Origin of the sequence: Gemmata sp. (assembly GCF_051859125.1) — a bacterium.
GTDB lineage: Bacteria > Planctomycetota > Planctomycetia > Gemmatales > Gemmataceae > Gemmata.
On the sequence record NZ_JBHYGG010000302.1, the window covers coordinates 64,901 to 87,655 of the forward strand.

Here is a 22,755-nt window from a genome sequence, read left to right on the forward strand (position 1 = left end):
GGGTGGTGCGGGGGGGGGGCGCCCCTGGGCTTTTTGGCGTGTGTTTGGGGGCGGTGGGGTTCGGTGCTCCCCCTGTGGACCGGTGGTGGGGGGGGGGCCCCCCCCCCCCCCCGCTCGCCAGGAACCCAGGCATTCGTCACTTCGGCGGGAGCGGCTCCCAACGGAGCCCCGGCGGCACGGCCAGCGCCCGGGTCGCGAGCCCCTCCCACGGCGTCCCCTTGCAGTCCTCGGCGAGCGCCGTGAACCCGTCGGTCGCCGCCTCCAGCACCTGTTTGACGCTCCGGCCCGAGTGGAGCTTCTCGGTCGGCACCAGGGTCCAGCCCGGGGAGTCCGGGGGCAGGTCCGGCATCGTCTCGGTGCGGGTGTCGCCCAGCGCCTTGTTGTACTCGTGGACGAACACGAGCCGGCGGCGGACCTGGGCCAGCGCGTAGTCGTAGTGGGCCTGCCACCGCCGCGGCTCGGCCGCCCGCTGCCCCTTGAGTTCGATGAGCGCGTCGATCTCGAGTTCCAACTCGGCCACGGTCACCGCCACCACGTCCTGCGTCTTCAGCACCAGCACCTTGAACTTGTCGCTGGTGGGGCTCGGCACCTGGGTGATCGCCAGCGCGCTCTTGGGCGCGCCGAGCACCGGGATCTTCCGCAGCGTGCCGAGCGCCCGCAGCACCCCGGCCCGGAGCGGGAACTTTTCGGGCGCGGCGCGGGCGTCGTCGGGGGTGCCGTCGGGGCCGTAGTGCCTGAGCCGCTCGGCGGGGAACGGGAAGTTCGGGGCCGCGGCCGGGTTCTGCTCGAACGGGAGCGGCGGCAGCGCGACCTCGTCGAGGATCGCCCGCACGTCGGCGATCCGGGCGAACCGCGGCAGCTCCGGCGGGGGGACCGGGTCGGGCCGGAGCCGGCCGGTGTCGGCCGCCGGCAGGGCGGCGACCGCGAGGGCCGCGGTCAGGAGTGCGAGTGCGGCGGGTCGCATGGTGCGGCGGGGTTAAGGGAGGGGCGGGTCGATCAGCCCACGACGGCGGGGCGGGCGAACATGTCGTCCACCGCGTCGGTGAGCGTGTGCTCGATCAGGTCGAGTTCGTCCTGTGAGGCGTCGCGGGTCAGGTGCGGGGCCAGGTGGATGGTCCCGTCGCCCTCGACCCGCACGTCGAGGTTCGCCAGCAGCCCGCCGGGGAGCCGGCCGACGGCGTAGGACCACACGGCCCGGCGGACCGCCGTGCGGTGGACCCGGTCGTCGGCGTCGCCGGCCACGGCCGCCTCGTGGTGGGCCACCGCCGCCACCGCGTCGCGGGTCAGCGGGTGGTCGTGGCCGTACTTGCCGTCGACGAACCGGAGCAGGTCGGCGAACACGGCGCGGACCCGGGCCGGGTCGCCGAGGCCCGCCCGGGTCAGGGTGGTCGAAACGGCGGCCGCCACCATCTCGTCGGGCAGGTCGTTCAAGTCGGGGAACGGGCTCTCGGTCTGCCCGAGCGCCTTGAGCGCTTCGGCCCGGGTGCCGACGGCGCTGGTGAACATGGGGTCGCCGAGCCGCCACAGGCCGTCGTACGCCTCGTTCGCGAGCCGTGCGGCGTCGGCGGTCTTGCCCTGGAGCAGCAGCACGTCGGCGAGCGGCACCAGCGCGACGAAGGCGTGGGCCGACTGCGCGCCGTGGAGGTTCCGGGCGTACGCGAGGCACTGGCGGAGGATCGTCTCGGCGTCGGCGAGCTGGCCGTCGGCGGCGAGCGCCGCGCCGAACCCGAACAGGAACGTGAGCCGGTCCTCGCGGGCCGGGCGGTCGGGCGGCATCGGCCCCTTGGCGGCGTGCTGGAATTCCTGGGCGGCCCGCTCGAACTGGCCGGCCCGGAAGTGGAACCGGGCCATGTCGGCGTACCCGCGGGCCAGCTCCGGCGACCCGGACCCGAACTCGGCCTTGGCCGCCCGCGCCGCCTGCCGCACCGTGGCCTCGGCCCCGTCGAGGTCGCCGTGGGCGAGTTGCTCCAGGGCCGCTTCGAGGGCGTCCGATTGGGGGGGCTGTCCGACGAGGGTCATTGTGGCGCGCCCAGGGGCCGGGTGACGGCTCGATTATCCCCCAGGAACGGTGGGGAGTCCAGCGACCTGTTCCGTTTCGCGGTCGGGCGGTTCGGGCGAGCGGGGGCGTGAGCCCCGAGGGAGCAGTGAGGGGAAGAACTCGGGGGGCTCACCCCCCCGCTCGCCGGACCGTCTTCGCCGCGGTCACTTCTTGGCAGCGATCGCCTTCTGCACCGCGGAGCCCAGGTCGGCCGGGGTCGGGGCGATCTCGATGCCGGCCTTCTTCAGCGCCGCGATCTTGTCGGCCGCGCTGCCGCTGCCGCCCGAGATGATCGCGCCCGCGTGGCCCATGCGGCGGCCCGGCGGGGCCGTCTGCCCGGCGATGAACGCTGCCAGCGGCTTCGTGACGTGCTTGGCCGCGTACTCGGCCGCCAGCTCCTCGGCGTTCCCGCCGATCTCGCCGATCATCAGGATCGCCGACGTGCCCGGGTCGTTCTGGAACATCTCCAGCATGTCGATCTGGTTCGTGCCGTTGACCGGGTCGCCGCCGATCCCCACGCACGTCGACTGCGGGAGGCCCAGCGAGGTGAGCTGGAACACGGCCTCGTAGGTGAGCGTGCCGGACCGGCTGATGACCCCGACCCCCTTCTCGCCCGGCTGGCACGGCTTGTGGATGTAGCCCGGCATGATGCCGATCTTGCACTGCCCGGGGGTGATGACGCCGGGGCAGTTCGGCCCGATGAGCCGCACCCCGGGCTTGGTCTTCAGGTACCGCTTGGCCCGCGACATGTCGAGGACCGGGATGCCCTCGGTGATGGCGATGATGAGGGTGATGCCGGCGTCGGCGGCCTCCATGATCGCGTCGGCGGCCATCGGCGGCGGCACGAACACCATGCTCGCGGTCGCGCCGGTCTTCCGCACCGCCTCGGCGACCGTGTTGAACACCGGGAGCTTGGCCTTCGACTGCGGCCCCTCCCAGGTGACGCCGCCCCGGCCCGGGGTCGCGCCGCCCACGAACTTCGACCCGTACAGCAGGCACTGGTCGGTGTGGAACGTGCCCGACTTGCCGGTGATCCCCTGGCAGATGACCGTGGTGTTCGAGTCGACCAGAATGCTCATGGCGGTTCTCAGCCAGCGTGAGGGGGCTTCCGGATCAGGTCGGCGAGGTGCGCCGCGAGCCGGTTACTCGATTGATACAGGTGACTGCGGTGACCGGCGAGCGCCAGGTACCCGCCGAGCGTGAAGACTACGGTGAGGCACGGCCACAACCACCCGGAGGGGTTCGCGTTGGCGGCCAGGTACAGGCCCCCGAACACGCTCCCGCCGACCGCGCCCAGGCCGAAGAAGATTTCGAACTTCGCCCACACGGGCCTGAGCCGCTTCAGGCCAAGGTCGCGGAGCAGGCCGTCATGGGCGTCATCGGAAGAGGGGTTCATGAAGCCACCGGGTCGCGGGCTCTCATTGGTTCGGGACGAGGCATCCACACCCCTTCCCGAACCATTCGAGATTTCGGGAATCAACCACACAAGATCGGAGTAAATATTGTTTGAATGATCTTAACATGTGGTCCGGTTGAAACTTGTCGCGAACTTCTCCCGCCATTCGCCACGCGGCAAAAGTCCGGACCAATCCGCGATTCACCGGTCGATGTCCGGGATCACCTCGCCGCCGGCGCGGGTGATGAGCGCCCGCAGCGTCTTCTCGCCGAGCTTGTTCGGCTTGAACGTGCGCACGCTGCCATCGGCGAGCGCGGCGAGGAACAGGTCGGCGTCCTTGTCGCCGAGTTGCGGGAGCGGGAGCTTGCCGTCGTAGGCGAGCACGTCCGGCTTGTACCACGGCACCGCCTCGCCCGCCTCCACGATCATCAGCGTGTTCGACAGCCCGTCGGTGACGTCGGTGATCCTCGGCCCGCGTTTCCCTTCCTCGAACAGCGGCAGGTCGGTGCCCTTCGCGCCCTTCGGCAGGGAGAAGATGCGGAAGTACGTGTGCCCCTTCGGTGCCGGCCGCCCGGGGTGCTCGAACACCTTGGGCATCGGCATTTCTTCGAGCACCTTCAAGTTGACCGGGTCGTCCCAGGGCTTCGTCGTGTCGAGTTTGTTGTAGAGCGGCCCTTGTTCGAGGTACGGCAGGACGTGGAGGCGCCAGCCCCAAGCGAAGGGCTTATTCTTGTCGCCCGCGACTTCGCCGGGGAGGTAGCCGTTCGCACTCTCGAAGTTGTGCATCGCGAGCGCGAGTTGCTTGACGTTGTTCTTCGCGGTGCCGTCGATGATGTCGGCCTTGAGCGACTTGGGCAACTCGCCGACGAGTTTGGCGAACTCGTCGGCGTACGGCACGTCGCCAGTCGCGACGAGGTTTGACCCGTCCACCGCCACCTTCGCGCTCTTGAGGACATCCACGAACCGTCCGAAGACGAACCTCTCGACGGGCGTCGCCCAGTCCCCAATGCGGCGGCGGGCCAACTCGTCCGCGGCCAGCTTCATCCCGTCTTCCAGAGCCTTGGAGGCCAGCTTCGCCGTCGCCGCGTCGGGGAAGGTCATCACGAGTTTGCCGTTCGCCGTCTTGCCGACGTCCGCGGTGAATGTCACCGTCTTCGCCTTGAGCAGTACGAGGAAGGGGGCGAGCCCCTCATCCTTCGCGATCTTCGGTGCGAGCGGTTCCAAGGCTTTCAGGTTCGCGCCGGCGGCGATGTCGTGGGCCGCCGCCTGGGCCAGTGGGTCGGAGAGCGGTCCGACGCCCTTGCGGGGCGCGAGCCGGGCGACGAGCGCCGCCGCTTGCTTCTCATCGAGGCTCACTTTCGTGAACACGAGCGTCCGGTCGTTCGCCAAGATCACCGTGTGGAACAGCCCATGCCCGTATGGCAATTGGGCCGCGCGGCCGGTGAGCTTGAGCGGCTTCCCGTCGCCCAACCCGCCGGCAAGCGCCCTGAGCACGGCCGCGTCGGAGTACTTCTCGCGGGTCGTGACGATGGCGAACGGCTCGTCCTCGTCGTTCCCCGAGTCCAGCGCCGAGACGACGAACGTGACGCGGTCGATGTCCGACAATGGGAGGCCGACCATCGAATCGAGGACACCGTCCTTCTGCTGCGTGGCGACCCAGTCGCGGAACGGTTTCGCCGCGGGGCTGTCCCACAGCTTGGAGATCTTGACCGACACGAACATGAAGGAGTCCGTCGGGACGTGCTTCAGGCCGGGGTCTGTCAGCCGGCTCTGGGCTGGGTTCGGCGGGAGGGAGCCAGTCGGCTGTGCGACCGCGGAGTGCGCGACGGCGACCAGCGCCGCGGCGGTCATCGTGAGTCGGAGCATGGTGAGTGGACCCGAGCGCGAGACGTGGCGGACCGAAACGCACGCACGGGGATGATACCCGGGCGCGCCGGGGGTGGGCAAGGCGCGGGGCGTGAGTAGGTGCCGGGCGAACCCTGAGCGCCAGCGAGGGGGTGACGCTCACCCCCTCGCTGGCGCTCAGGGTTCGCCAATCGAGGCTCACGCCCACGCCGCTCGCCTGCGCTCAGTACGCGTGCTTCTGCTTCTGGAACAGCATCCGCCAGACTGTGAGGAACATGATCCGCAGGTCGAACACCGGGTTCCAGTGGGTGATGTAGTACAGGTCGAACTGGACCCGGCGGCGGAGCGACGAGTTGCCCCGCCACCCGTTCACCTGCGCCCACCCGGTCATCCCGGCCTTCACCGCGTGCCGGGCCATGTACCCCGGGATCGTCTTCGAGAACTGGTTCACGAACACCGGCCGCTCGGGCCGCGGGCCGACCAGGCTCATGTCGCCGCGGAGCACGTTGAACAGTTGCGGGAGTTCGTCCAGGTTGGTCGCCCGGAGGACCGCGCCGAGCCACGTCTTGCGGGGGTCGTTCACGGCCGTCATCTGCGGGCCGTTCTTCTCCGCGTCGGCCCGCATGGTGCGGAACTTCAGCATGTTGAACGGCTCGCCGTTGAGCCCGCACCGCTCCTGCCGGTAGAACACCGGCCCGGGGCTCGTGATCTTGATGAGGGCGGCGATCAGCCCCATCACCGGCGCGAGCACGGCGAGCGCGACGGTCGCGAGCAGCATGTCCATGAACCGCTTCACGACGACGTTCAGCCCGTGGTGCGGGCTCTCGCGGAGGCCCACGACGGTCATCCCGTGGAGGTGCGTGGTGTGGAACGCCATGCCGGCGATCTGCGGCACGTCGGCGACGAGTTGCACGTCCACGACCACCTGCGACAGCTCGGCGAACACCCGCCGGGCGAGCCCGTAGCGGTTGAGCGGCAGCGCGACGAACACGTGGTGGATGTTGTACTTCGCGACGAGTTCGCGGAGGTCGCCGATGTCGCCCAGGACCGGCAGGTCGGTGGCGGCGGCCCGGTGCGCGTCGTCCTCGACGTACCCGACCGGCTTGATCCCGGACCACGACACGGCCCGGAGCGTGCGGACGGTGCGGCGGGCGAGCCGGCCCGACCCGACGACGAGCGCGCGGCTCTGGTTCACGCCGTTGGCGCGCAGCAGCCGCACGGCCTTCCACGACATGCGGCGGGTGAACACGACGCTGACGAGCGCGGTCCCGACGAACGCGGCCATCGCGAGCCGCGACTCGTAGTGGTTCTGGCGGGCGAAGCTGGTCGCCATCACCACCAGGGCCATGAGCCCGACGCCCTTGCCGACCGCGACCAGCTCCTCGCGGAACCGCCGGAGCCGGTGGATCTCGTACATGCCGGCGAAGCGGTAGGTGACGGCCGCGAGGATGGCGACGAGCGGGAGGTTCCCAACGTACCGCTCGAACGGCGGCTGCGGGGCGTCCGGGTCCGGGGCGAACAGGCCGGACCCGAACCGGACCCAGTACGACGCGAGCCACGCGACCGCGGTGAGCGCGACGTCCCAGGCGACGAACCAGATCGTGAGCGTTTGACTGGTGCGGCGGATCATGGGTGGGCTAACCTGTGGTTGCGCCGTGTGCGCGGGAACGTAGCACCCCGGGCCAGAGCCTGTCAAGCCGGGTAAACTATCGGCATTCGGGCCGCGAAACGTGAATCCGAGGGGAACCGTGAGATGATGACCGCCGACCAGTTGCTCGCCCGCCTGTACGCGCTCCGCAAGGACTACGCCGACGACCCCGGGGACGAGACGTACCAGGCGCTGCACCACGCCTTCATGTTCGTCTCGTACAACATGGCCGCGTTCAAGGAGTACGTGAAGAACGAGGCCGAGAAGGCCGCAAAGGAGTGACGCCTTCGGCGGCAGAGGACAGAGGGCAGAGGGCAGAGGGCAGAGGGCAGGAAGCCGGGGAAGACAGTCGGGCACGGGCACGGGCTGGGGCACGGAGGAAGAACGGGAAGACGCCGCACCGTCGGTGCGCCTGAGGTTCGATCCGTGCCCGCGTGCGTGCCCGTGCCCGTGCCCGCTCTTTGCTTTCCTGTCCTCTGTCCTCTGTCCTCTGTCGCCGAAGGCGTCTGGTCCCGCGTCTGCGACCGAACGGAGCGCTCACCCGATGGACGACCGGCGCGCACTGATGGCGGCCATCCTCGCCGACCCGGCCGAGGACACGCCGCGGCTCGCGCTCGCCGACTGGCTCGACGAGCACGGCGACGCGCACGACCGCGCCCGCGCCGCGTTCATCCGCCTCCAGTGCGAACTGGGCCGGCTCCCGAAGTGGGCCAAGAAGACTCCGGCCCACAAGCGGGCGAAGGCGCTGCACACGAAGCACGTCAGGGCGTGGCTCGGGCCGCTCGCGCCGCTGAACAGCATGCACGAGTTCAACCGCGGGCTGCTCGAACACTGGTACTGCACCGCGGGGGCGTTCCTCAAGAAGGACCACCAGCGGGCGCTCGCCGAGCGGCTCCCCCTCGTCGGGGCGCACACCCTGCTGCTCACCGGCCGCACGGCGCGGCCGGGGGCGGTCGCCGGTTCGGCGGCGCTGGAGTGGTTCGCGGAGTTGTGTTGGCTGGGCGGGAAGCTCGACGACGCCGGCCTCCGGGAACTCGCCCGGTCGCCGTGCGGGGCGAGATTGTCGCGGGTGCTCGTCACCGACCTCCGCTGCACGAACGCCGGGCTGGCCGCCCTCGCGAAGTCGGCGGCGTTCCCGAACCTCCGCACGGTCGGCCTGCGGGCCGGCTCGCCGCGCGTCGCGTACACGCACCGCGGGGTGCTGCGGGTGCTGGAGAGCGCCCGGTTCCCGAGGCTGGAGTCGCTCGACCTGCTCGACCGCTTACCGGCGGGGTTCGACCAGCCCGCGTTCTACAACGAGCCGGTGCTGTCGCGGGTGCGGGTGCTCTGGGCGCCGAGCGGCGGCGACACCAGCGCGCTGTGCCGGTGCCGCCGCCTCACGAACCTCGAATCGCTGCGGATCAGCAGCAGCACCGTGACCGACGACGACGCGCGGGCGCTGCTCGACAACCCGGCGTTCGCGAGGCTCAAGGTGCTGGAACTGTGGAACAACAAAACCGCCGGCCCGCAACTGTCCGAGGGCGTGACGGAGCAGTTGCGAGAGCGCTTCGGCGAGAACCTGTCGGTGCGGTGGTGAGCCCGGGTTCAACGCGGCGACGGAACGGGAAGACGCGGTGGGGGAGGGGTTCGCGTCGCGCCCCCTCACCCGCGACTCGCAGAGCCTCGTCGCGACCTCTCCCCCCGGACCGGGGGAGAGGTGTTGCCTGCGGCGCTCCCCGTCGCTCGGCGGAAGGGTGATCGTGGGAGAGAACCGGTGAGCCCCACCTCGCCCCCGGTCTCGGGGGAGAGGTCGCCGCGAGTCTTCGAGCGGCGGGTGAGGGGGTGAAGCCCAGAGAATCGCCCGGGTCGTTACCCCTCCCGTTCCTTCACCCCGGTGAGGACCGCGTCGAGGACGGCGTCGCTGGCCATGTTCTCGGCCTGGGCCTCGAAGTTCAGCAGCACGCGGTGCCGCAGCGACGGCTTCACGGCCTGCTTCACGTCGTCGAACGAGGCGTTGAACCGGCCGTCGAGGACCGCCCGGACCTTTGCGGCGAGCAGCAGCGCCTGTGCGCCGCGGGGGCTGCCGCCGGCCCGCACGAACCGGTTCACCTCGGGCACCGCGAACGGGCTGCCGGGGTGCGTGCCGAGCAGCAGGCGGACCGCGTAGTCCTTCACCGGCGTCGGCACGATCACCTCGTCGCGGATCAGCCGCCGCCACGTCGCGACCTCGGCGCCGTCCATTACTTTTGAAGCCCGGCCCGCGTCGCCGCGCGTCGTGCGGTCCAGCACCGCCATCAGTTCCTCGCGGGTGGTGAACGGCACCTGCAACTTGAACAGGAACCGGTCGAGCTGCGCCTCGGGCAGCGGGTACGTGCCCTCCTGCTCGATCGGGTTCTGCGTCGCCAGCACGAAGAACGGCTCGTCGAGGATCCGCACCACCCCGGCGACGGTGACGCTGTGCTCCTGCATCGCTTCGAGCAGCGCCGACTGCGTCTTCGGCGTGGCCCGGTTGATCTCGTCGGCGAGCACGATCTGCGCGAACAGCGGGCCGGTCTGGAACCGGAAGTCGCGCTTGCCGTCGGCGCTCTCGGTGATGATGTTCGTGCCCGTCACGTCCGAGGGCATGAGGTCCGGGGTGAACTGGATGCGGTTGAACGACAGCGCCAGCGCGTCGGCGAGCGTGCGAACCAGCAGCGTCTTGCCGAGGCCGGGGACGCCTTCGAGGAGGACGTGGCCGCCGACGAACAGGCCGGTGAGGACGCCGCGGACGGTGTCGCGCTGGCCGACGATGACCTTGCCGATCTCGGCCTCGAGCGCGGCGAACCGCGTGCGGAACTCGGCGGCGCGCTCGGGCAGCGGGGCGGTGGGGTTCATGGTGAGATGATACGGGCCGGGGGCGGTCGCCCGCCAGTTCGCTCCGCCCGGTCCGCAGCGGACCCGGTCAACGAGACGGCCACCCGTTCCCGGGTGGCCGAAACGCGCGTCAACGGTCGCCGGGCCGAACTACTTCACCGGGGTGAGGGTGAAGTCCTTCAGCGCGAACACCTGGGCCGGCTTCGCGAACGTCAGCGTGTTCTTCCCCTGGACCAGCGTGACCTCGACCGGCTCGGTCTTCTGCCACGCCCCGACCGTGAACGGGACGGGAACGTCAACGGGCTTCTTGCCGCCGTTGAGGGTCAGCGCCAGGGTCTGGTCGCCGTGGACCGTGACCACCCGCGCCGCGAGCCGGTACGTGCCGGCCTGCGGGACCTCGACGACGCAGTTCACGGGCTTGCCGCCCCAGATCATCTGCAGCCCGCCCGTGTGGCTCTTGACGAGGTGGTTGCCCCCGCCGCACGCCGCGGCCGGGACCGTGATCTCGCCGTTCGCACCCGTCGCGATCTTCTTGTCGGCGTCGGTGACGGTCGCCCTCTCGACGGCGGCCGCCTTCTTGTCGTCGGACTCGTTCGCCTCGGCCAGGTCGGTCCCGAGGGCGGCCAGTTCCTTCGGGTTCGCCGCCGCGACGATCATCTTCTTCTCGAGATCGGCCAGTTGCTTCCACACCCCGACGGTGCCGTCCTTCTTGGTGGCCGCCTTCTGCTCCCCGAGGACGGTGCTCACCCACTCGGCCCGCAGCACCCGCTGGTACTCCCGGGGGAGCCGCCGGGCCTGCGTGTCCAGCAGGAACTCCGGCCCGGTCTGCTCGCGGAACCAGCCGCTCGGCCAGCCCGCGCCCAGGTTCACCACCCAGCCGGCCGGGGTCCACCGCACGATGGCCGCGTGCTTGGGCTGGGTGAACGGCCGGGCCGGGAGCCCGAACGCCTGCACGATGTACCGCCCGAAGAACGCCCGGCGGCCGCAGATCCCGCCGTTCTTGCACACGTTCTGGAAGAACCCGAGGTCGGCGCTGTCCGTGTACTCGTTCGAGTGCCGGTACGCCACGTCGGTCCGGACCGCCCCCGAGTACCGCCACCCGTAGTCGGGGTTGGTGACGTGGTCCGGGCGGTAGTTCCGCAGCATCTCGCGGCCCCAGGCGAGCACCTCGTCGGGGGCGTAGCTGTCGACGACGAACCGGTACTCCCAGGTCGTCAGCTTCGGGAACGCGGCGTCGAGTTCGCCGCTCAGGTACGCCTTCTCGTAGTGCAGGTACCGCTTCACCGGGTCCACGGCGGCCAGCGCGTCGGTCTCGGCCTCGGCGTTCCGCTGCGCGATCGGCACCGCGTGCGCCAGGCCCGTGGCCACCGCCACGCGGTACAGGAACCCCTTGCCGGCCCGCGGGCTCGCCTTCTGGATGTCAGCGAGGATCTGCGCGGCGTGGCCGTACCGGCCGCCCGCGGCCCCGCCCGCCGCCAGCATCTCCTTCATCAGTTCGGGGTCGGCCAGCAGCCTGTCGACCAGGGCCTGCTGCTCCGAGCCGTGCTGGGCGAACTGGGCCAGGCCCAGCGGGGTCGCCTCGGCGAGGAGCGCCGCCTTGACGAGCTTCGGCTCCAGCTTGTCGTCCGCGAGGACCGACTTGGCGTCGCCCAGGATGACCTTCGCCGCCGCGATCTCGTCGGCCTGCGCCTTCGCGAGCGCGGCCTCGGCGACCTGGCTCACCTCCCGCAGCTTCGCCTCATCGGCCTTGACCTTGTCCAGTGCGGCCTGGCGCTCCTTGAGCGCCTTGAGGCCGTCCTCCTTGTTCGCCTGCCACTTGGCGAGGTCCGCCGCGGCCGCCGCGCGCTCGGCGTCCGTGGCCGCCTTCTTCTGGGCCGCCTGGGCCTGGGCGATCCCCTTCTCGGCCCCGCCGATCCACTTGCCCTTGGCGTGCTCTACCAGGGCCTGGGCCTCGCGGACCTTGCCCAGGTTCGCCTGGGCCCTGGCCCGCTCGTCCGTCGCGGTCTTCGCCGCGGCGCGGGCGCTCTCCAGTACCGCCAGCTTCTGCGCGTCGACGGCCGGAAGGGCCGCGGCGACCTCGACCTGAAGCGCCTTGAGCGCCTCGGCGTAGCGGGCGCGGAGCGCCTCGCCGGCCGGGGTCAGCTTCGCCGCCAGATCCGCGGCCGCGCTGGGCGTGCCGCCCCGGCCCCCCGGCGGGGGCGCCTTCGCCCCCTCCTGGGCAAGGGACAGCGTGGCCGAGTGGGCCATCGCCAGCAGCAGGCCGGCGACCAGAACGACGCGACGGAGCGACATGGAGATTCTCCTGAAGGGGCGGGCCGGCCCCGAAGTGGGCCACGGCGAACCGGTGCGTTCGACCCGTCGGGGCGGTGGGACGCGCGAGGCGTCTCGCACCGGTAACCCGCGGGGGCACGACCCAAATCGTAAACCGCCCGGTTATCTGATGCGGGAAAATCGGTAACGAATCCACTCGCCCCGCCCGCGGGTCGGCGGTCCGGCTCGCGGGCGGAAGCGGGCGGCTACTTGGCGGCCGCCTCGTCGGGGATCACAAGGTCGTACGTAGTGTCGCCCTCGGGCAGGTCGATCTGCATCTCGTAGCCGCCGATGAGGGTGTCCTGACCCTTGTAGCACGTGACCCGCGCCAGGTACGGGCCTCCCCAATGCCCGCGCTGGGTCGGGGTGCGGAAGGTCCCGCGCTCGATCGGGACCATGACCCCGGGGCCGCTGTTCCCCCGGCTTCCGTCGGGGGACAAAATGATCTCGCCGCTCTCGACCGGCTTGCCTTTGAACGTGACCGTCCCGGAGAGGTGGCCTTCCTTCTTGCCGCACCCGGCCAAGGCGACGAGGCCGATCGCGATCGCGAGCGTGAAGTAGCGGTTCATCAGTTGATCCCCCCCACCGGCCCGCCGTCCGCGATCTTGCCCGCGGAGCGGAACGCGGCCGGCGACACCGAGTCCGAGATGAACCGGACCGACCCGTCGCAGTTGGCGACGTTGATCCCGCCCGAGTGGTAGCTGCCGGTGTAGCGGCTCATGTAGTCGCCGCCGGCCTTGCTGTTGGCGGCGGCCGCGTTGAACACCAGAATGTTGGGCTGATCGACCAGGGCTACGAGGCTGACCTTGTACCGGTACTTTTTGCCGTCCGCCGAGCCACCAGAGGCGGTGTCGAAGGCGATGTTGATCCCCGACGCCCAGGAGTACCAGAACTGCGCCTGCGTCGCCGACTTGATCTGCATGTACTTTGTCTCGGCGATCAGGATCGTGTTCGTCGTCCCGTCCGAGATCGCGTCAAGGGACACGCGGCCGTTGACGGGCAGGGCACCGTTGATGCTGAGGAGCCCACCGAAGAAGGAGGCCCCTGTCACGCACCCCTCGGAGTTGAGATTCCACACGTTGTTGGGGTTGGTGCAACCGCCCTGCACGCCGAAGTAGTTGCTGTTGAAGTTCGCCTCGTTCGAGTTCGGGTCAGTCGGGCACTCGAACCGGACGTTCCGCTGCCGGGCGGCGTTCATGTTCCGTGTCCCGACGGTGTAGTTGCCCCCGAAAGACATGAAGGCCGCGGTTTGGTCGAACTGATCGTAGATCGTTCCCTGCTCAATGTACGGGAGAACCCGGACCGTCCACGGTGCCCCCGATATGCGGTCGTTCGCATTGACAAAGCCATTGGTCTTGTCTCCCGGGGTCGATCCTGTGGTTGACAGTGGGATCTGCGGGGCCTCGTCCAGGGTGCTCGCCCCGGGGGGGAACTTCAGTTGCGCGTCGTGGTGGTTGTGGAGGCCGAGGGCCAGTTGCTTGAGGTTGTTCTGGCACTTGAGCCGGGCGGCGGCCTCGCGGACCTTCTGCACGGCTGGGAGCAAGAGGCCGATCAGGACCGCGATGATCGCGATGACAACGAGGAGCTCAATCAACGTGAACCCGAACTGTTTGGGGCCGGACCGAGACATGGAAATGATCTCCGTGGGAACCGATCGCGCCGCACCCCGACGACCTGTCCCGGGGTGCCGAATGACAACACATGATTGTTGCCGCCGAGGTTAATGTTCTGCGGAAAAAAGGTAACGATTCTGAGCAGTCTGATCGGGGTGGGCCTACCACGTCGGACCGCATTGATTCGATCGATTTGGGAGCCACCCGGGGAAGAGAAAAGTCGGCCGCGTCGGTGACCGCGGTGCGGTGACCTGTTGGCCCGGAGGCGGGGTGACACCCCTGCATCGCGGGGCGCGACGGTCCCGGCGGCCCTTCGGGAGTACCCCGCGGCCGGCCCGTGCCCGGCGCTCGGACGGTGCGGTACGGCGCGCCAACCCGTAGAGGGAGGCAATCCGAGAGGTGTGAGAGTCACGAGTGCAGAAATGACGAGGGGTTACAGTTTTCACTGTAACCCCTCGTGAGTGGAGGCGCGGGGAATCGAACCCCGGTCCCGTGGCACATCCGTGCCGGCGTCTACGTGTGTAGCCTGTCAATTCTCGGCGCGCACCTTGCGGTCACGCCGCGTTCGTTGGTCCGGACTCCGACAAGCAGGATCCCGGGACAACTATCGGCCAGAGTTTTTTAGCAGGAACGGCCGCCGAGGCGGGTCGGGTGGTGTCCCCGACGCTCAGGTTCCCACGAGCCCAAATTGTGTCCGAACCGGCCCCTCTTGGGCGAAGCTGCCGGAACGGCTCGCGGTCAAGCCGCGAGGGAGAACTGCGGTTCAGCAGTTACTATTTGATCGACTTTTTACGTGGCCTATCGATCAACCACGACACGCAACCAAACACTTCCGAAGCCCGGTCGATGCCAGATCGCCCCCGGTAGGTGAAGTATACGCCGCCGCGGCCGCGAAAAAATGCCGGTCCGCGGATTCGGACCGATCAGAGCCCGGCCTGCTGGCGGAACTCGGCGAGCGACCCGGCCCGAGCCGCCGCCCCGGCCCACGCCCGGAGCCGGTCCTCGGCCGTGGTCGCGCGGACCCGGGCTTCGAGGTCCGGGGGCACCGCACCGAATTTATCGGCGAGGAGGTCGAGTAGCATCTCGGCCCGGCCCTCGACCCGGCCCTTGGCCTCGCCCTCAACAAGGCCCGTCGCCCGGCCCTTGGCCTCGCCCTGTGCGATCCAGGCGTTGACCACCTTCGACTCGGTCATGTTCCACTCCTTCAACTGCTCGGCCCAGAAGTCCGCCCGGGCCGCCGCCTCCGCGAACACGAGCGCGAGCCCGGCGTACTCCGAGCGCCGCCGGCGGTCGGGCTCGGCCCCGGCGAGGCGCTTCCAGCGGTCGGCGACCCCGGCCGCGTCCGCACCGGCCATGAGAGGCACCCACGGCAGCAGGCACCGCGACCGCCGCCCGGCCTCGATCTCGTCCAGGAGGGGCTCGGCCGGCTCCCGCTCCGGGTTGCGCTCCACCACCGCGAGGCGCGTGGCGAGTCCGGTCGCGGGCCACTCCATGTGCCGGGACGCGGTCCCCGCACCTGTCAGGTTAACAACTGCGGCCCCGACGTGGAACCGGCTCCCCCGCTCCGCGTCGGGCTTGGCCGCGAGCCACAGCGCCGAGAGGTACCCGAGGAGCCGCCCGAACATGAGCGGGTCCGGTTCGGTCTGGAACTCGACGGCGACGGCCCACGGGGTGCCGTGGGTGGCCGGGTCCTCCAGGCTCGCGACCGTGTCGCCGGTGCGGTCGTCGTCGGCCGGGAAGGGGACGCTCCGGGTGTCGAGCCAGCCGCGGAACGCGATCCCCTCGGCCGGCGTGCCCAGCAGCCAGGCCAGGAAGCCCGGCGGGTCGAGCTTGGCCGCGAACCGGCTCGCCTGGTCGAACACGTTCTGCGCCACGGCCCCTCCTCGCCCGCGGGCGGCGTCACTTCGGGTCGGCCGGGAACCACACCTTCTCCCAGTACTCGCGGCTGTACTCGCCCTTGGTCGCCGGGAACGCGCGGGCCGGCAGGCGGTCGAACAGTTCCTTCATCTGGTCCCGGGTCTGGAGCGACAGGCCGGGCTCGTTCTTCTGCTTGAACGCGTGGTACACGAGGCTCAGGATGATGAGTTCGTCGACGGTGCCGCGGTGCCGCTCCAGGAGCGCCGGGGCCTCCGCGAGCAGGTCCTTCGGGTTGTGCATCTGCTGGTACGTCTGGAGCACCCGGAGCCCGGCCTGGAGCCGGACCCAGGTGTCGCGCTCGCTCAGCTTGCCGTCCTTCTTCTGCTTCGCGTCGGCGTCGGCGACCACCTGCTTGAACAGCTTGATCGCCTCGTCCCGCATGCGGGTCACGCTGGCCGCGTCGGGGGCGCTGGCCCCGGACACGCCGGCCCGCTGGATCAGGCAGATGCCCAGGAACAGCCGGCCCAGCGGCGCCTCCGGGCCGCCGGGATACTCGGTCACCTGCTTGCGGAGCCACACCTCGGCCTCGGCGTAGTTGTTGGTCCGCATCACCTCGTACCCCAGGCCGACCAGCGCCAGCTCGTGGTACTCGCGCTCCGCCGGGGTCACCGTCTCCTGCTTGGCGACCTGCTCCAGCAGGTTGCGGCCGAGGTCGGCGAGTTCCGGCTTGTGGCTGTCGAGGAACTGGCGGCCCAGGCGGTACCGCACGGCGGTCGAGATCGGGGTGGTCCGGGCCATCGCCTCGTTGAGCGCCTTGATCGCGTCGCCGGGCCGCTTCCCGGCGACGAGCGCCTCGGCCAGTTCGGCCAGCACGCCGCTGACGGTCGGGTCGGGCAGCGACGGGAGCTGCACCGCGGCCTCCAGCACCGCCACGGTGCGGGCCGGGTCGCCGGCGGCCTTGTACATCCCCGCGGCCCGGCGGAGCGTGTCGACCTTCGCGGTCGGGGCCGGCTGCGACCCGGCCAGCGCCTCGTACTCGGCGGCCGCGGCCAGCGCCGTCGGCTTGAAGTCCTTGCCGTCCCGCTGGAGGGCGGTGGCCCACGCGGCGAGCGTCTCGGCCTTCTTCTCGCGGGCCCGGCTCGGGGCCACCACCGCGTAGCTCTCCACGACCCGCGCCGCGGCCTCGTACGCCCCGTCGACGGTCAGCACCGTGACCCCGAGTTCGAACACCGGGAGCAGGTCGTTGAGCGGGATCAGGGTGTTCGTGTAGTCCTTGCGGGCCGCGACCCCCTTGAGGGCGGCCGCGAGCAGGTCGGGCACGGCCGCGCGCCCGGCCGCGTCGGTCCCCTTCAGCAGCAGCTCGGCCAGGCGGATCGACGCGGACCGGGCCTCGTCGTTGGTCCCCTTCGCCGACTCCTCGAACAGCTTCGTGGCCGCCGCGAGATCCTTGGTGTTCAGCCGGCACAGGCCGAGGTAGTACGCGGTGGTCGCGCGGGCCTCCTGCGACGCCCCGGGGGCGGACCGGACGGCCTCCCAGTCCCGGGCCGCGCCGAGCCAGTCCTCGTCGGCCATGCGGACCCGGGCCAGCAGCGCCTTGGCCGGGGCGACGACCTCGGGCGGCGCGTCCGGGCCGATCTGCTCGAGCCACTTCCTCGCGAGGTCCGGCTCTCTGCGGCGGACGTGGACGTCGGCCAGTTGGAGCCGGGCGCGGGCCAGGGACGCGGGCGGCGTGGCGATCCCCGCCGAGGTGAGGTACCGGGTGAGGGCGTCCTTCGCGGCGTTGAGGTCGGGCGGGGCCAGCCGCAGGGCGAGGTCCGCGAGCAGCCGCTGCGCGTCGCCCGGGTCCTCGTTCGCGGGCGAGCCGGCGAGCAGGCTCATGAGGAGCCGGACGTCGGCGGGGCTCGCGGCGGCCGGGAGCCCGACCCCGGCGCGGGCCTTCGCGGACCGGAACGCGAGCCGCGGGCCGTCGGCCGGGTCCCGCAACTGTTCCGCGGTGATCAGGTCGAAGTGCTGCCGGGCGAGGGTCCAGTGGGTGCGGGCCTCGTCGGCGGCGGGGGTCAGCTCCGCGAGCCGGGCGTACCCGCTGCCGAGCGCGAAGTGCGCGGCGGTCGCGTACTCGGGGAACGCGTCGCACCGGGCCGCGACCCGGGTGAGCAGGTCCCGGAGGTCGTCGCGGTCCGGGTTCACCTTCTCGTAGGCGGTCCGGAGCGCGGCGAGCTCGCGGGTGTAGTCCGCGGTCGGGTCCGGCGTGCCGAGGGGGAGCCACCCCTGCCACGCGCCCACGAAGACCGCGACCCCGAGCAGGAACGCCGGCACCTGCCAGACGTGCCGCGTGGGGTCGGGTCGGTACTTGGTTGCCGCCGGGCGGTCGGCCGTGTCCGTGGCCATGTGCGGAGTCCCGTGGTGCGCAGTTACCCGCCGAGAGTAGACCGCGACCCGCGAGCGCCCGTCAAGCCCAACCGCCGGCGGGGCCACGCGGCGCTTCAGGGTGATTCCGTGTGTCACACGGGGTTGTTCAGGTGTACCCCCTCGCTGGCGCTCCGGGTTCGCCCAGCGGCTGGCTTTCCGGGCGCACCCGGAGCGCCAGCGCGGGGGTGCGTCTCACCCAGTTCCAATCCCCGGGTCGCCCCGCCCAACCGCCGGCCGTCACTTCTTCCCGGGGCTCCACCAGGCGTCGAGCGCCTTCGCCAGCTCCGCCACCTTCTCCGGGTGCTTCGCCGCGAGGTCGGTGCGCTCGTCCGGGTCGGCCAGCACGTCGTACAACTCGGTGCGGCCGCCCTTCACGTTCGGCGCGTGCGGCACGATCAGCTTCCAGTTCCCCTCGACGACCCACCGGTGCTGGAGGTTCGCCGCCGGGTCCGCGATGTCGACGGCGTTGTGCTCGAACGTCGCCCCGAACACCGCCGCCCGGCCCGCGACCCGCTTCGCGTCGAGCAGGTCCACCCCCGGCATGTCCTGGGTCGGCTTCGCCCTGACCGCCGCGAGCACCGTCGGCGCGACGTCGATCGAACTCGCGAGCCGGTCGCTGGTGCCCGGCTTCACCTTGCCGGGCCACTTCACGATGATCGGGGTCCGGAGCCCGCCGTCGTACTGCGACCGCTTCGACCGCGGGGCGTAGTTCGGCGAGTCGGGCTCCTGCACCCAGCCGTTGTCGTGCAGGTAGATCACGATGGTGTTCTCGGCCTGCCCGGTCTTCTCCAGCCCGGCCAGCAGCTCGCCGACCGTCTCGTCGAACCACTCGCACATGGCCCAGTACTTCGCGACGTGGACCGACTTGGTCTTGTCCTTGTACTTGTTGAGCAGCCGCTCGGGCGGGTTGTGGGGCGTGTGCGGCATCATCGGGGCGTACCACACGAAGAACGGCCTGGCGTCCTTCTTGGCCTTGTCGAGGAAGTCGAGCACGGGCCGGACCCCCTCGCGGCCGATCCTCAGCCCCTCGTCGCCGTGGCGGCCGCCCTTCGCCGGGTCGCCGTGCGTCATCCCCTCGGTGAACCCGCCGCACCGGCAACTGTTCCCCTCCCACCACTTCCCGGCCTGGAAGCTGGCGTACCCCTCCTTCTCCAGCAGCCGCGCGAGGTTCGGCGACTTCTCGAACAGCGCCACCATCTCCTCCCGCTGCTTGAGGTAGCCCGGGTTCTTCGCGGCCTGGCCCGGGGGCAGCCCCTTCGGGAGCGGCGGGTCGTTCGACGTGATCTTGTGCTGGTGCGGGAACAGGCCGGTGACCATCGTGGCGAGGCTGGCCCGGCACAGGCTGGTCGGGACGTACCCGCGCTTGAAGAGGAGCCCTTCCGACGCGAGCTTGTCGAGGTGCGGGGTCTTGATGTGCTCGTGGCCCATGAACCCGTAGTCGGTCCAGGCCTGGTCGTCGCCGACGATGAGGACGACGTTGGGCGGCGCGGCCGCGGCCGGCGCGGCGAGCGCCAGTGCGACCGCGAGTGCGGAGAGGGAGCGGAACATGGCAGTGTCTCGCGTGGCGGAGCGAAGTGGGGCGACGCGGGGATAGTGTACGCGGCGCACCCGCGCAACGAAACACGGAACCGGAATCACGGCGCAGGGACTGTGGGACTCGTCCCGTCCCGCCCGGACGTGCGGCTCTCCTGGGACGGCGGGGTCAGCGAACCGCCGAAGCGCCCGTGCGCCCCGGGGCGTCTCGATCGCGACGCGGCGGTTGAGGTGACGGCCGAAATCGGTTGCGGAAGGCGGGGGGAGGGGTCTCCGCAAACGATGCGAACTCCTCGCAAAGGCTTCCAACTCTTCGCAAACGAGGCGAACTCTTCGCGAACGATGCGGAGAGCCTCGCAAATGAGCCCAACTCTCCGCGCGAATCGTTCGCGTCTGACAGAAACTCGGACCTCAACTCCACCCGGCGTAAGCCGCGACTGGACTGGTGAGGAGTTGGAAGCCCCGAGCCGACGGATCGGTGGCCACAATCCGATCCAGCTTGTCGCGTGCTCTGTTCGGTGTATGGTGTGGCGGAACCGCCCACCGCCGGGGTATTCCGAATGCGTGTTGTGCTGGTCGGCTTCCTGATCCCCCTCTCGGCGGGGTGCGCGGCAATGGGCCATCACGCGGGCGTGCTCGCGACCGCTGCCAGCGGCCCGGACGTTCCGCCAGCCGTGGTCCGCAACGACGGCGAGTTCGACGACTTTCTTGATCAGGTGCGCGGCCGGCCGGAGCCGGGCACAAACGACCCGGACAGTTTGGTAGTGCGGTTGGAGGCCAGCCGCCCGAACTTCGATCGTCAGGTCGTTGTTCTGGTGCGGCACGACGCCAGCTCGGGGTCCACTTTCGGGTTCAGCACCCGCACCCGCGGAGAGACGCTGGTGTGCGACATCCAGACGCGCCGGGTCGGCACTGTCCGCGACCACCGGCCGTACTGGTTCGCCGTGGCGGTCGATCGACCCGGCCCAGAGCGGGTCGAGGTTCGGGTGGACGGTCAACCGCAGCCCAGCACGGCGCGGACCGGGCCGTGAGTCGCCCAGGCGGCGAATCCCCTTGTCACGACGCACATTGCGGATTACCCTGGCGGGCGTCCAACCGTGTTCGGCAGACCACAAACGCGGATCTGTGGAATCACAAATTCGGCGACCGGAGGTGCGATGAGCGACGAGGCCGCGTTCCTGGCGGCGATCCGTGCCGCGCCGGACGACAACACGACCCGGCTCGTGTACGCCGACTGGCTGGCCGAGTCGGGTCGTGCCGAGGCCGCGTTCCTCCGTGCCGAACACGAACTCGCCGCACTCCCGCTCGGGAACCTGCGGTGGCACAGGGGGTTTGCCGGACTCCGGCAAGCCGCAGCGGGGCTGCCCCCAGAGTGGTGCCAGGCCGCCCGCCGGTATCCGCCGTCGCACTGGCTGGCGGCGGCCGCCCGGAGCGCCTGGACGCGGATCGAGGCGGTGTTACGGGCGACCGCGCCAGACCTGCTCGCGGCCCTGCCGGCCGGCGCGTCGCCCGAGGCCATCGCCGCGGCGGAACGGCGGCTGGGGGTCGAACTCCCGGCAGACGTACGTGAGTCCTACGCGGTCCACGACGGCAGCGGCGGGGTGGACCATGGTGCTGGGATCATCCCAACCGAATATTACGGATTTATGGGTGTTGCGCTCCACTCGCTGGATGAGATGGTCCGCGAATGGCAAATGTGGCAAGAGTGGCGGGGCGGCCAACCCGTCGAACCCCGTAGTTCGTTCTTGCCTCTGGAGGGTCCGGTCAAGGCGGAGCGGTCCAACCCCCGGTGGGTGCCCGTGACCTGGGATGGTGGTGGGTGCAACCTGGGCATCGACCTCGACCCGGCCCCCGGCGGAGTGCCAGGGCAGGTGATCTTTCTCGATCACCTCAACTCGATGTGCGTGGTCGCCGAGGGGTGGTGGGCATTGCTTGAGCGGCTTGCGGCGGGCCTGGAGGCGGGCCGGTTGCGGTTCGAGGCCGGCGAGTTGGTGGCCGCAGACGCGGAGGCGGGATACACCGCTGCGTTGGAGTCGCTGATCGCAGACTTGAAGCACGCCGAACCGCTCTCATGGCCAACCGACTTGAGTAACAACGAAGCTCCCGGGCCGGGCTGAGCGCCCGTCCTGACGCCTGTCGAAGCCCGACCCACTCGCACTCGTACACCGCTTGAAGATCGCTGGTAGACGCACGCGACGCTCTTGTCCCGCCCGAGGTCGAGGGCCAAAATGGTGTCCGTTGTCATCGCAAGCCTCAAATACGTGAGGGCGACCACCCCTCATCGTAACGCACACGGCTTGCAGGGATTCTTTCGGCGGAGGGCGCGCGGGTGGCCGACCTCGCATCGACACTTCGGGAGGTTCGGCCTGACGTGGCGGTGGACATCGTGGGCGGGCAAGAGGTGTTCCGGTTCCGACAGGTGACGCCCGCTCACACGTTCGAGGCGGTGGTCAAGGATGTTGGCGGGCGGATGATCGAGTTGACCGCCCGCGACAGCTTCGACGAGCGGTTGGCCGCGTTCTTGCTCGATACGGCGGCGGACGTGGGTCTACCCGGCCCCCGCGCCCGCACGATCCGCGTTGTCGCCGCCGAGTTCCCGCCACCCTGGGAGTTTGGGGCCGTCGTGGTCGTTCCGCCGGTGATCGCCAAGCGGTTCGAACACGAGTCGGCTGTCCTCCGACGGGTCACCTACTGGGTGTTGCCGGCGTTCGCTGGGGAGTTCACCGACGGAGCCGACGGATCAGCGTTCTGGCACCAACTCGAGCGCAAGGATGGTTGGCGGTCAGTGGTCGTCCGATGGGATCGGTCCCGGAAGACTCGACCGGTGTTTGACGCCTGATGTGGTTGCGGTTGCTCCAGACGCCGCCCGAGGTCGAGGGCCAAAATGGTGTCGTCAGCGCAAGCCTCGAAAACGTGAAGGGCGATCACCCCTCATCGTGACGCACACGGCTTGCGGGATTCTTTCGGCGACGGAGGGCGCAGAGATGGGCGATGCGTGACGGTGCGGTGCGCGCGGGGAGGTCGGCGGTGCAAACCCGCCCTGGGTTAACTGCGAAAGCGGCCCGGCAGCTCCGGCAGAGCGTCCCGCGTTCACCGTACCGTCCCTCGTCGCCCGCCCGGCCAGCGTGTTCCGGGCATCGCGGCAGGCGCAGCTGCCCCAGGAACTTTAAGAAGCGGTGACGGAATGGACTGCGAGTCTGGGGTGTGGTTCAGGTAGCACCCCTCACCCGCCGCTCGAAGACTCGCGGCGACCTCTCCCCGTAGGAACGGGGCG

At 70.4% G+C, this 22,755-nt stretch carries 18 protein-coding genes and 1 other RNA gene; 5 read left to right on the forward strand and 14 right to left on the reverse strand.

Annotation, left to right across the window (positions count from 1 at the left end; all coding sequences use genetic code 11):
- Nucleotides 1-136: 136 nt before the first annotated feature.
- From ACTIGN_RS32475 to ACTIGN_RS32500, 6 genes are all read right to left on the reverse strand, one after another.
- Complete coding sequence (locus tag ACTIGN_RS32475; protein ID WP_439631809.1) at nucleotides 137-964, reverse strand: hypothetical protein; 828 nt, start codon at nucleotides 962-964, stop codon at nucleotides 137-139.
- A 32-nt stretch (nucleotides 965-996) separates the two neighbouring features.
- Nucleotides 997-2,019, reverse strand: coding sequence for a tetratricopeptide repeat protein (locus tag ACTIGN_RS32480; RefSeq protein ID WP_439631811.1), 1,023 nt, complete (start codon nucleotides 2,017-2,019; stop codon nucleotides 997-999).
- Between the two features lie 183 nt (nucleotides 2,020-2,202).
- Nucleotides 2,203-3,117, reverse strand: a complete 915-nt coding sequence (gene sucD / locus ACTIGN_RS32485) for a succinate--CoA ligase subunit alpha (protein WP_439631813.1) — start codon at nucleotides 3,115-3,117, stop codon at nucleotides 2,203-2,205.
- A gap of 8 nt (nucleotides 3,118-3,125) precedes the next feature.
- A complete protein-coding gene (locus ACTIGN_RS32490) occupies nucleotides 3,126-3,434 on the reverse strand; it encodes a hypothetical protein (RefSeq protein ID WP_439631815.1) in 309 nt (102 codons plus the stop codon).
- Nucleotides 3,435-3,635: 201 nt separating this feature from the next.
- Nucleotides 3,636-5,300: a DUF1559 family PulG-like putative transporter gene (locus ACTIGN_RS32495; protein WP_439631817.1), complete on the reverse strand. Its 1,665-nt coding sequence runs from the start codon at nucleotides 5,298-5,300 to the stop codon at nucleotides 3,636-3,638.
- A gap of 202 nt (nucleotides 5,301-5,502) precedes the next feature.
- The gene (locus tag ACTIGN_RS32500) at nucleotides 5,503-6,909 is read right to left on the reverse strand and encodes an undecaprenyl-phosphate glucose phosphotransferase (protein ID WP_439631819.1); all 1,407 of its coding nucleotides are present in this window, start codon (nucleotides 6,907-6,909) and stop codon (nucleotides 5,503-5,505) included.
- Nucleotides 6,910-7,032: 123 nt separating this feature from the next.
- On the opposite strand from ACTIGN_RS32500, the gene ACTIGN_RS32505 reads away from it, so the two are divergent.
- Together ACTIGN_RS32505 and ACTIGN_RS32510 are read left to right on the forward strand one after the other, a co-directional pair.
- Nucleotides 7,033-7,209: a hypothetical protein gene (locus ACTIGN_RS32505; protein WP_439631821.1), complete on the forward strand. Its 177-nt coding sequence runs from the start codon at nucleotides 7,033-7,035 to the stop codon at nucleotides 7,207-7,209.
- Nucleotides 7,210-7,471: 262 nt separating this feature from the next.
- Nucleotides 7,472-8,503: a TIGR02996 domain-containing protein gene (locus tag ACTIGN_RS32510; protein ID WP_439631823.1), complete on the forward strand. Its 1,032-nt coding sequence runs from the start codon at nucleotides 7,472-7,474 to the stop codon at nucleotides 8,501-8,503.
- A gap of 272 nt (nucleotides 8,504-8,775) precedes the next feature.
- On the opposite strand, the gene ACTIGN_RS32515 is transcribed toward ACTIGN_RS32510, so the two are convergent.
- The 8 genes from ACTIGN_RS32515 to ACTIGN_RS32550 form a co-directional block, all read right to left on the reverse strand.
- Entirely contained in the window at nucleotides 8,776-9,780 is a 1,005-nt protein-coding gene (locus tag ACTIGN_RS32515; RefSeq protein WP_439631825.1) for an AAA family ATPase, read from the reverse strand.
- 129 nt (nucleotides 9,781-9,909) lie between these two features.
- Complete coding sequence (locus ACTIGN_RS32520) at nucleotides 9,910-12,051, reverse strand: hypothetical protein (RefSeq protein WP_439631827.1); 2,142 nt, start codon at nucleotides 12,049-12,051, stop codon at nucleotides 9,910-9,912.
- Nucleotides 12,052-12,275: 224 nt separating this feature from the next.
- The gene (locus ACTIGN_RS32525; RefSeq protein ID WP_439631829.1) at nucleotides 12,276-12,638 is read right to left on the reverse strand and encodes a hypothetical protein; all 363 of its coding nucleotides are present in this window, start codon (nucleotides 12,636-12,638) and stop codon (nucleotides 12,276-12,278) included.
- Nucleotides 12,638-13,699: a DUF1559 family PulG-like putative transporter gene (locus tag ACTIGN_RS32530; protein WP_439631830.1), complete on the reverse strand. Its 1,062-nt coding sequence runs from the start codon at nucleotides 13,697-13,699 to the stop codon at nucleotides 12,638-12,640. Before ACTIGN_RS32530 ends, ACTIGN_RS32525 begins: the two co-directional genes overlap by 1 nt.
- 442 nt (nucleotides 13,700-14,141) lie before the next feature.
- Nucleotides 14,142-14,544: a transfer-messenger RNA gene (gene ssrA, locus ACTIGN_RS32535) on the reverse strand.
- A 61-nt stretch (nucleotides 14,545-14,605) separates the two neighbouring features.
- The gene (locus tag ACTIGN_RS32540; protein ID WP_439631832.1) at nucleotides 14,606-15,556 is read right to left on the reverse strand and encodes a hypothetical protein; all 951 of its coding nucleotides are present in this window, start codon (nucleotides 15,554-15,556) and stop codon (nucleotides 14,606-14,608) included.
- Between the two features lie 25 nt (nucleotides 15,557-15,581).
- The gene (locus ACTIGN_RS32545; protein ID WP_439631834.1) at nucleotides 15,582-17,927 is read right to left on the reverse strand and encodes a hypothetical protein; all 2,346 of its coding nucleotides are present in this window, start codon (nucleotides 17,925-17,927) and stop codon (nucleotides 15,582-15,584) included.
- A 258-nt stretch (nucleotides 17,928-18,185) separates the two neighbouring features.
- On the reverse strand, nucleotides 18,186-19,496 hold the full coding sequence (locus ACTIGN_RS32550; protein WP_439631836.1) for a sulfatase family protein: 1,311 nt from the start codon (nucleotides 19,494-19,496) through the stop codon (nucleotides 18,186-18,188).
- 554 nt (nucleotides 19,497-20,050) lie between these two features.
- Between ACTIGN_RS32550 and ACTIGN_RS32555 the strand changes: the two genes are divergently transcribed.
- From ACTIGN_RS32555 to ACTIGN_RS32565, 3 genes are all read left to right on the forward strand, one after another.
- The gene (locus tag ACTIGN_RS32555) at nucleotides 20,051-20,512 is read left to right on the forward strand and encodes a hypothetical protein (protein ID WP_439631838.1); all 462 of its coding nucleotides are present in this window, start codon (nucleotides 20,051-20,053) and stop codon (nucleotides 20,510-20,512) included.
- A gap of 126 nt (nucleotides 20,513-20,638) precedes the next feature.
- The gene (locus ACTIGN_RS32560) at nucleotides 20,639-21,598 is read left to right on the forward strand and encodes a TIGR02996 domain-containing protein (RefSeq protein ID WP_439631840.1); all 960 of its coding nucleotides are present in this window, start codon (nucleotides 20,639-20,641) and stop codon (nucleotides 21,596-21,598) included.
- A 212-nt stretch (nucleotides 21,599-21,810) separates the two neighbouring features.
- A complete protein-coding gene (locus ACTIGN_RS32565) occupies nucleotides 21,811-22,320 on the forward strand; it encodes a hypothetical protein (RefSeq protein WP_439631842.1) in 510 nt (169 codons plus the stop codon).
- The last annotated feature ends 435 nt before the right edge of the window (nucleotides 22,321-22,755 follow it).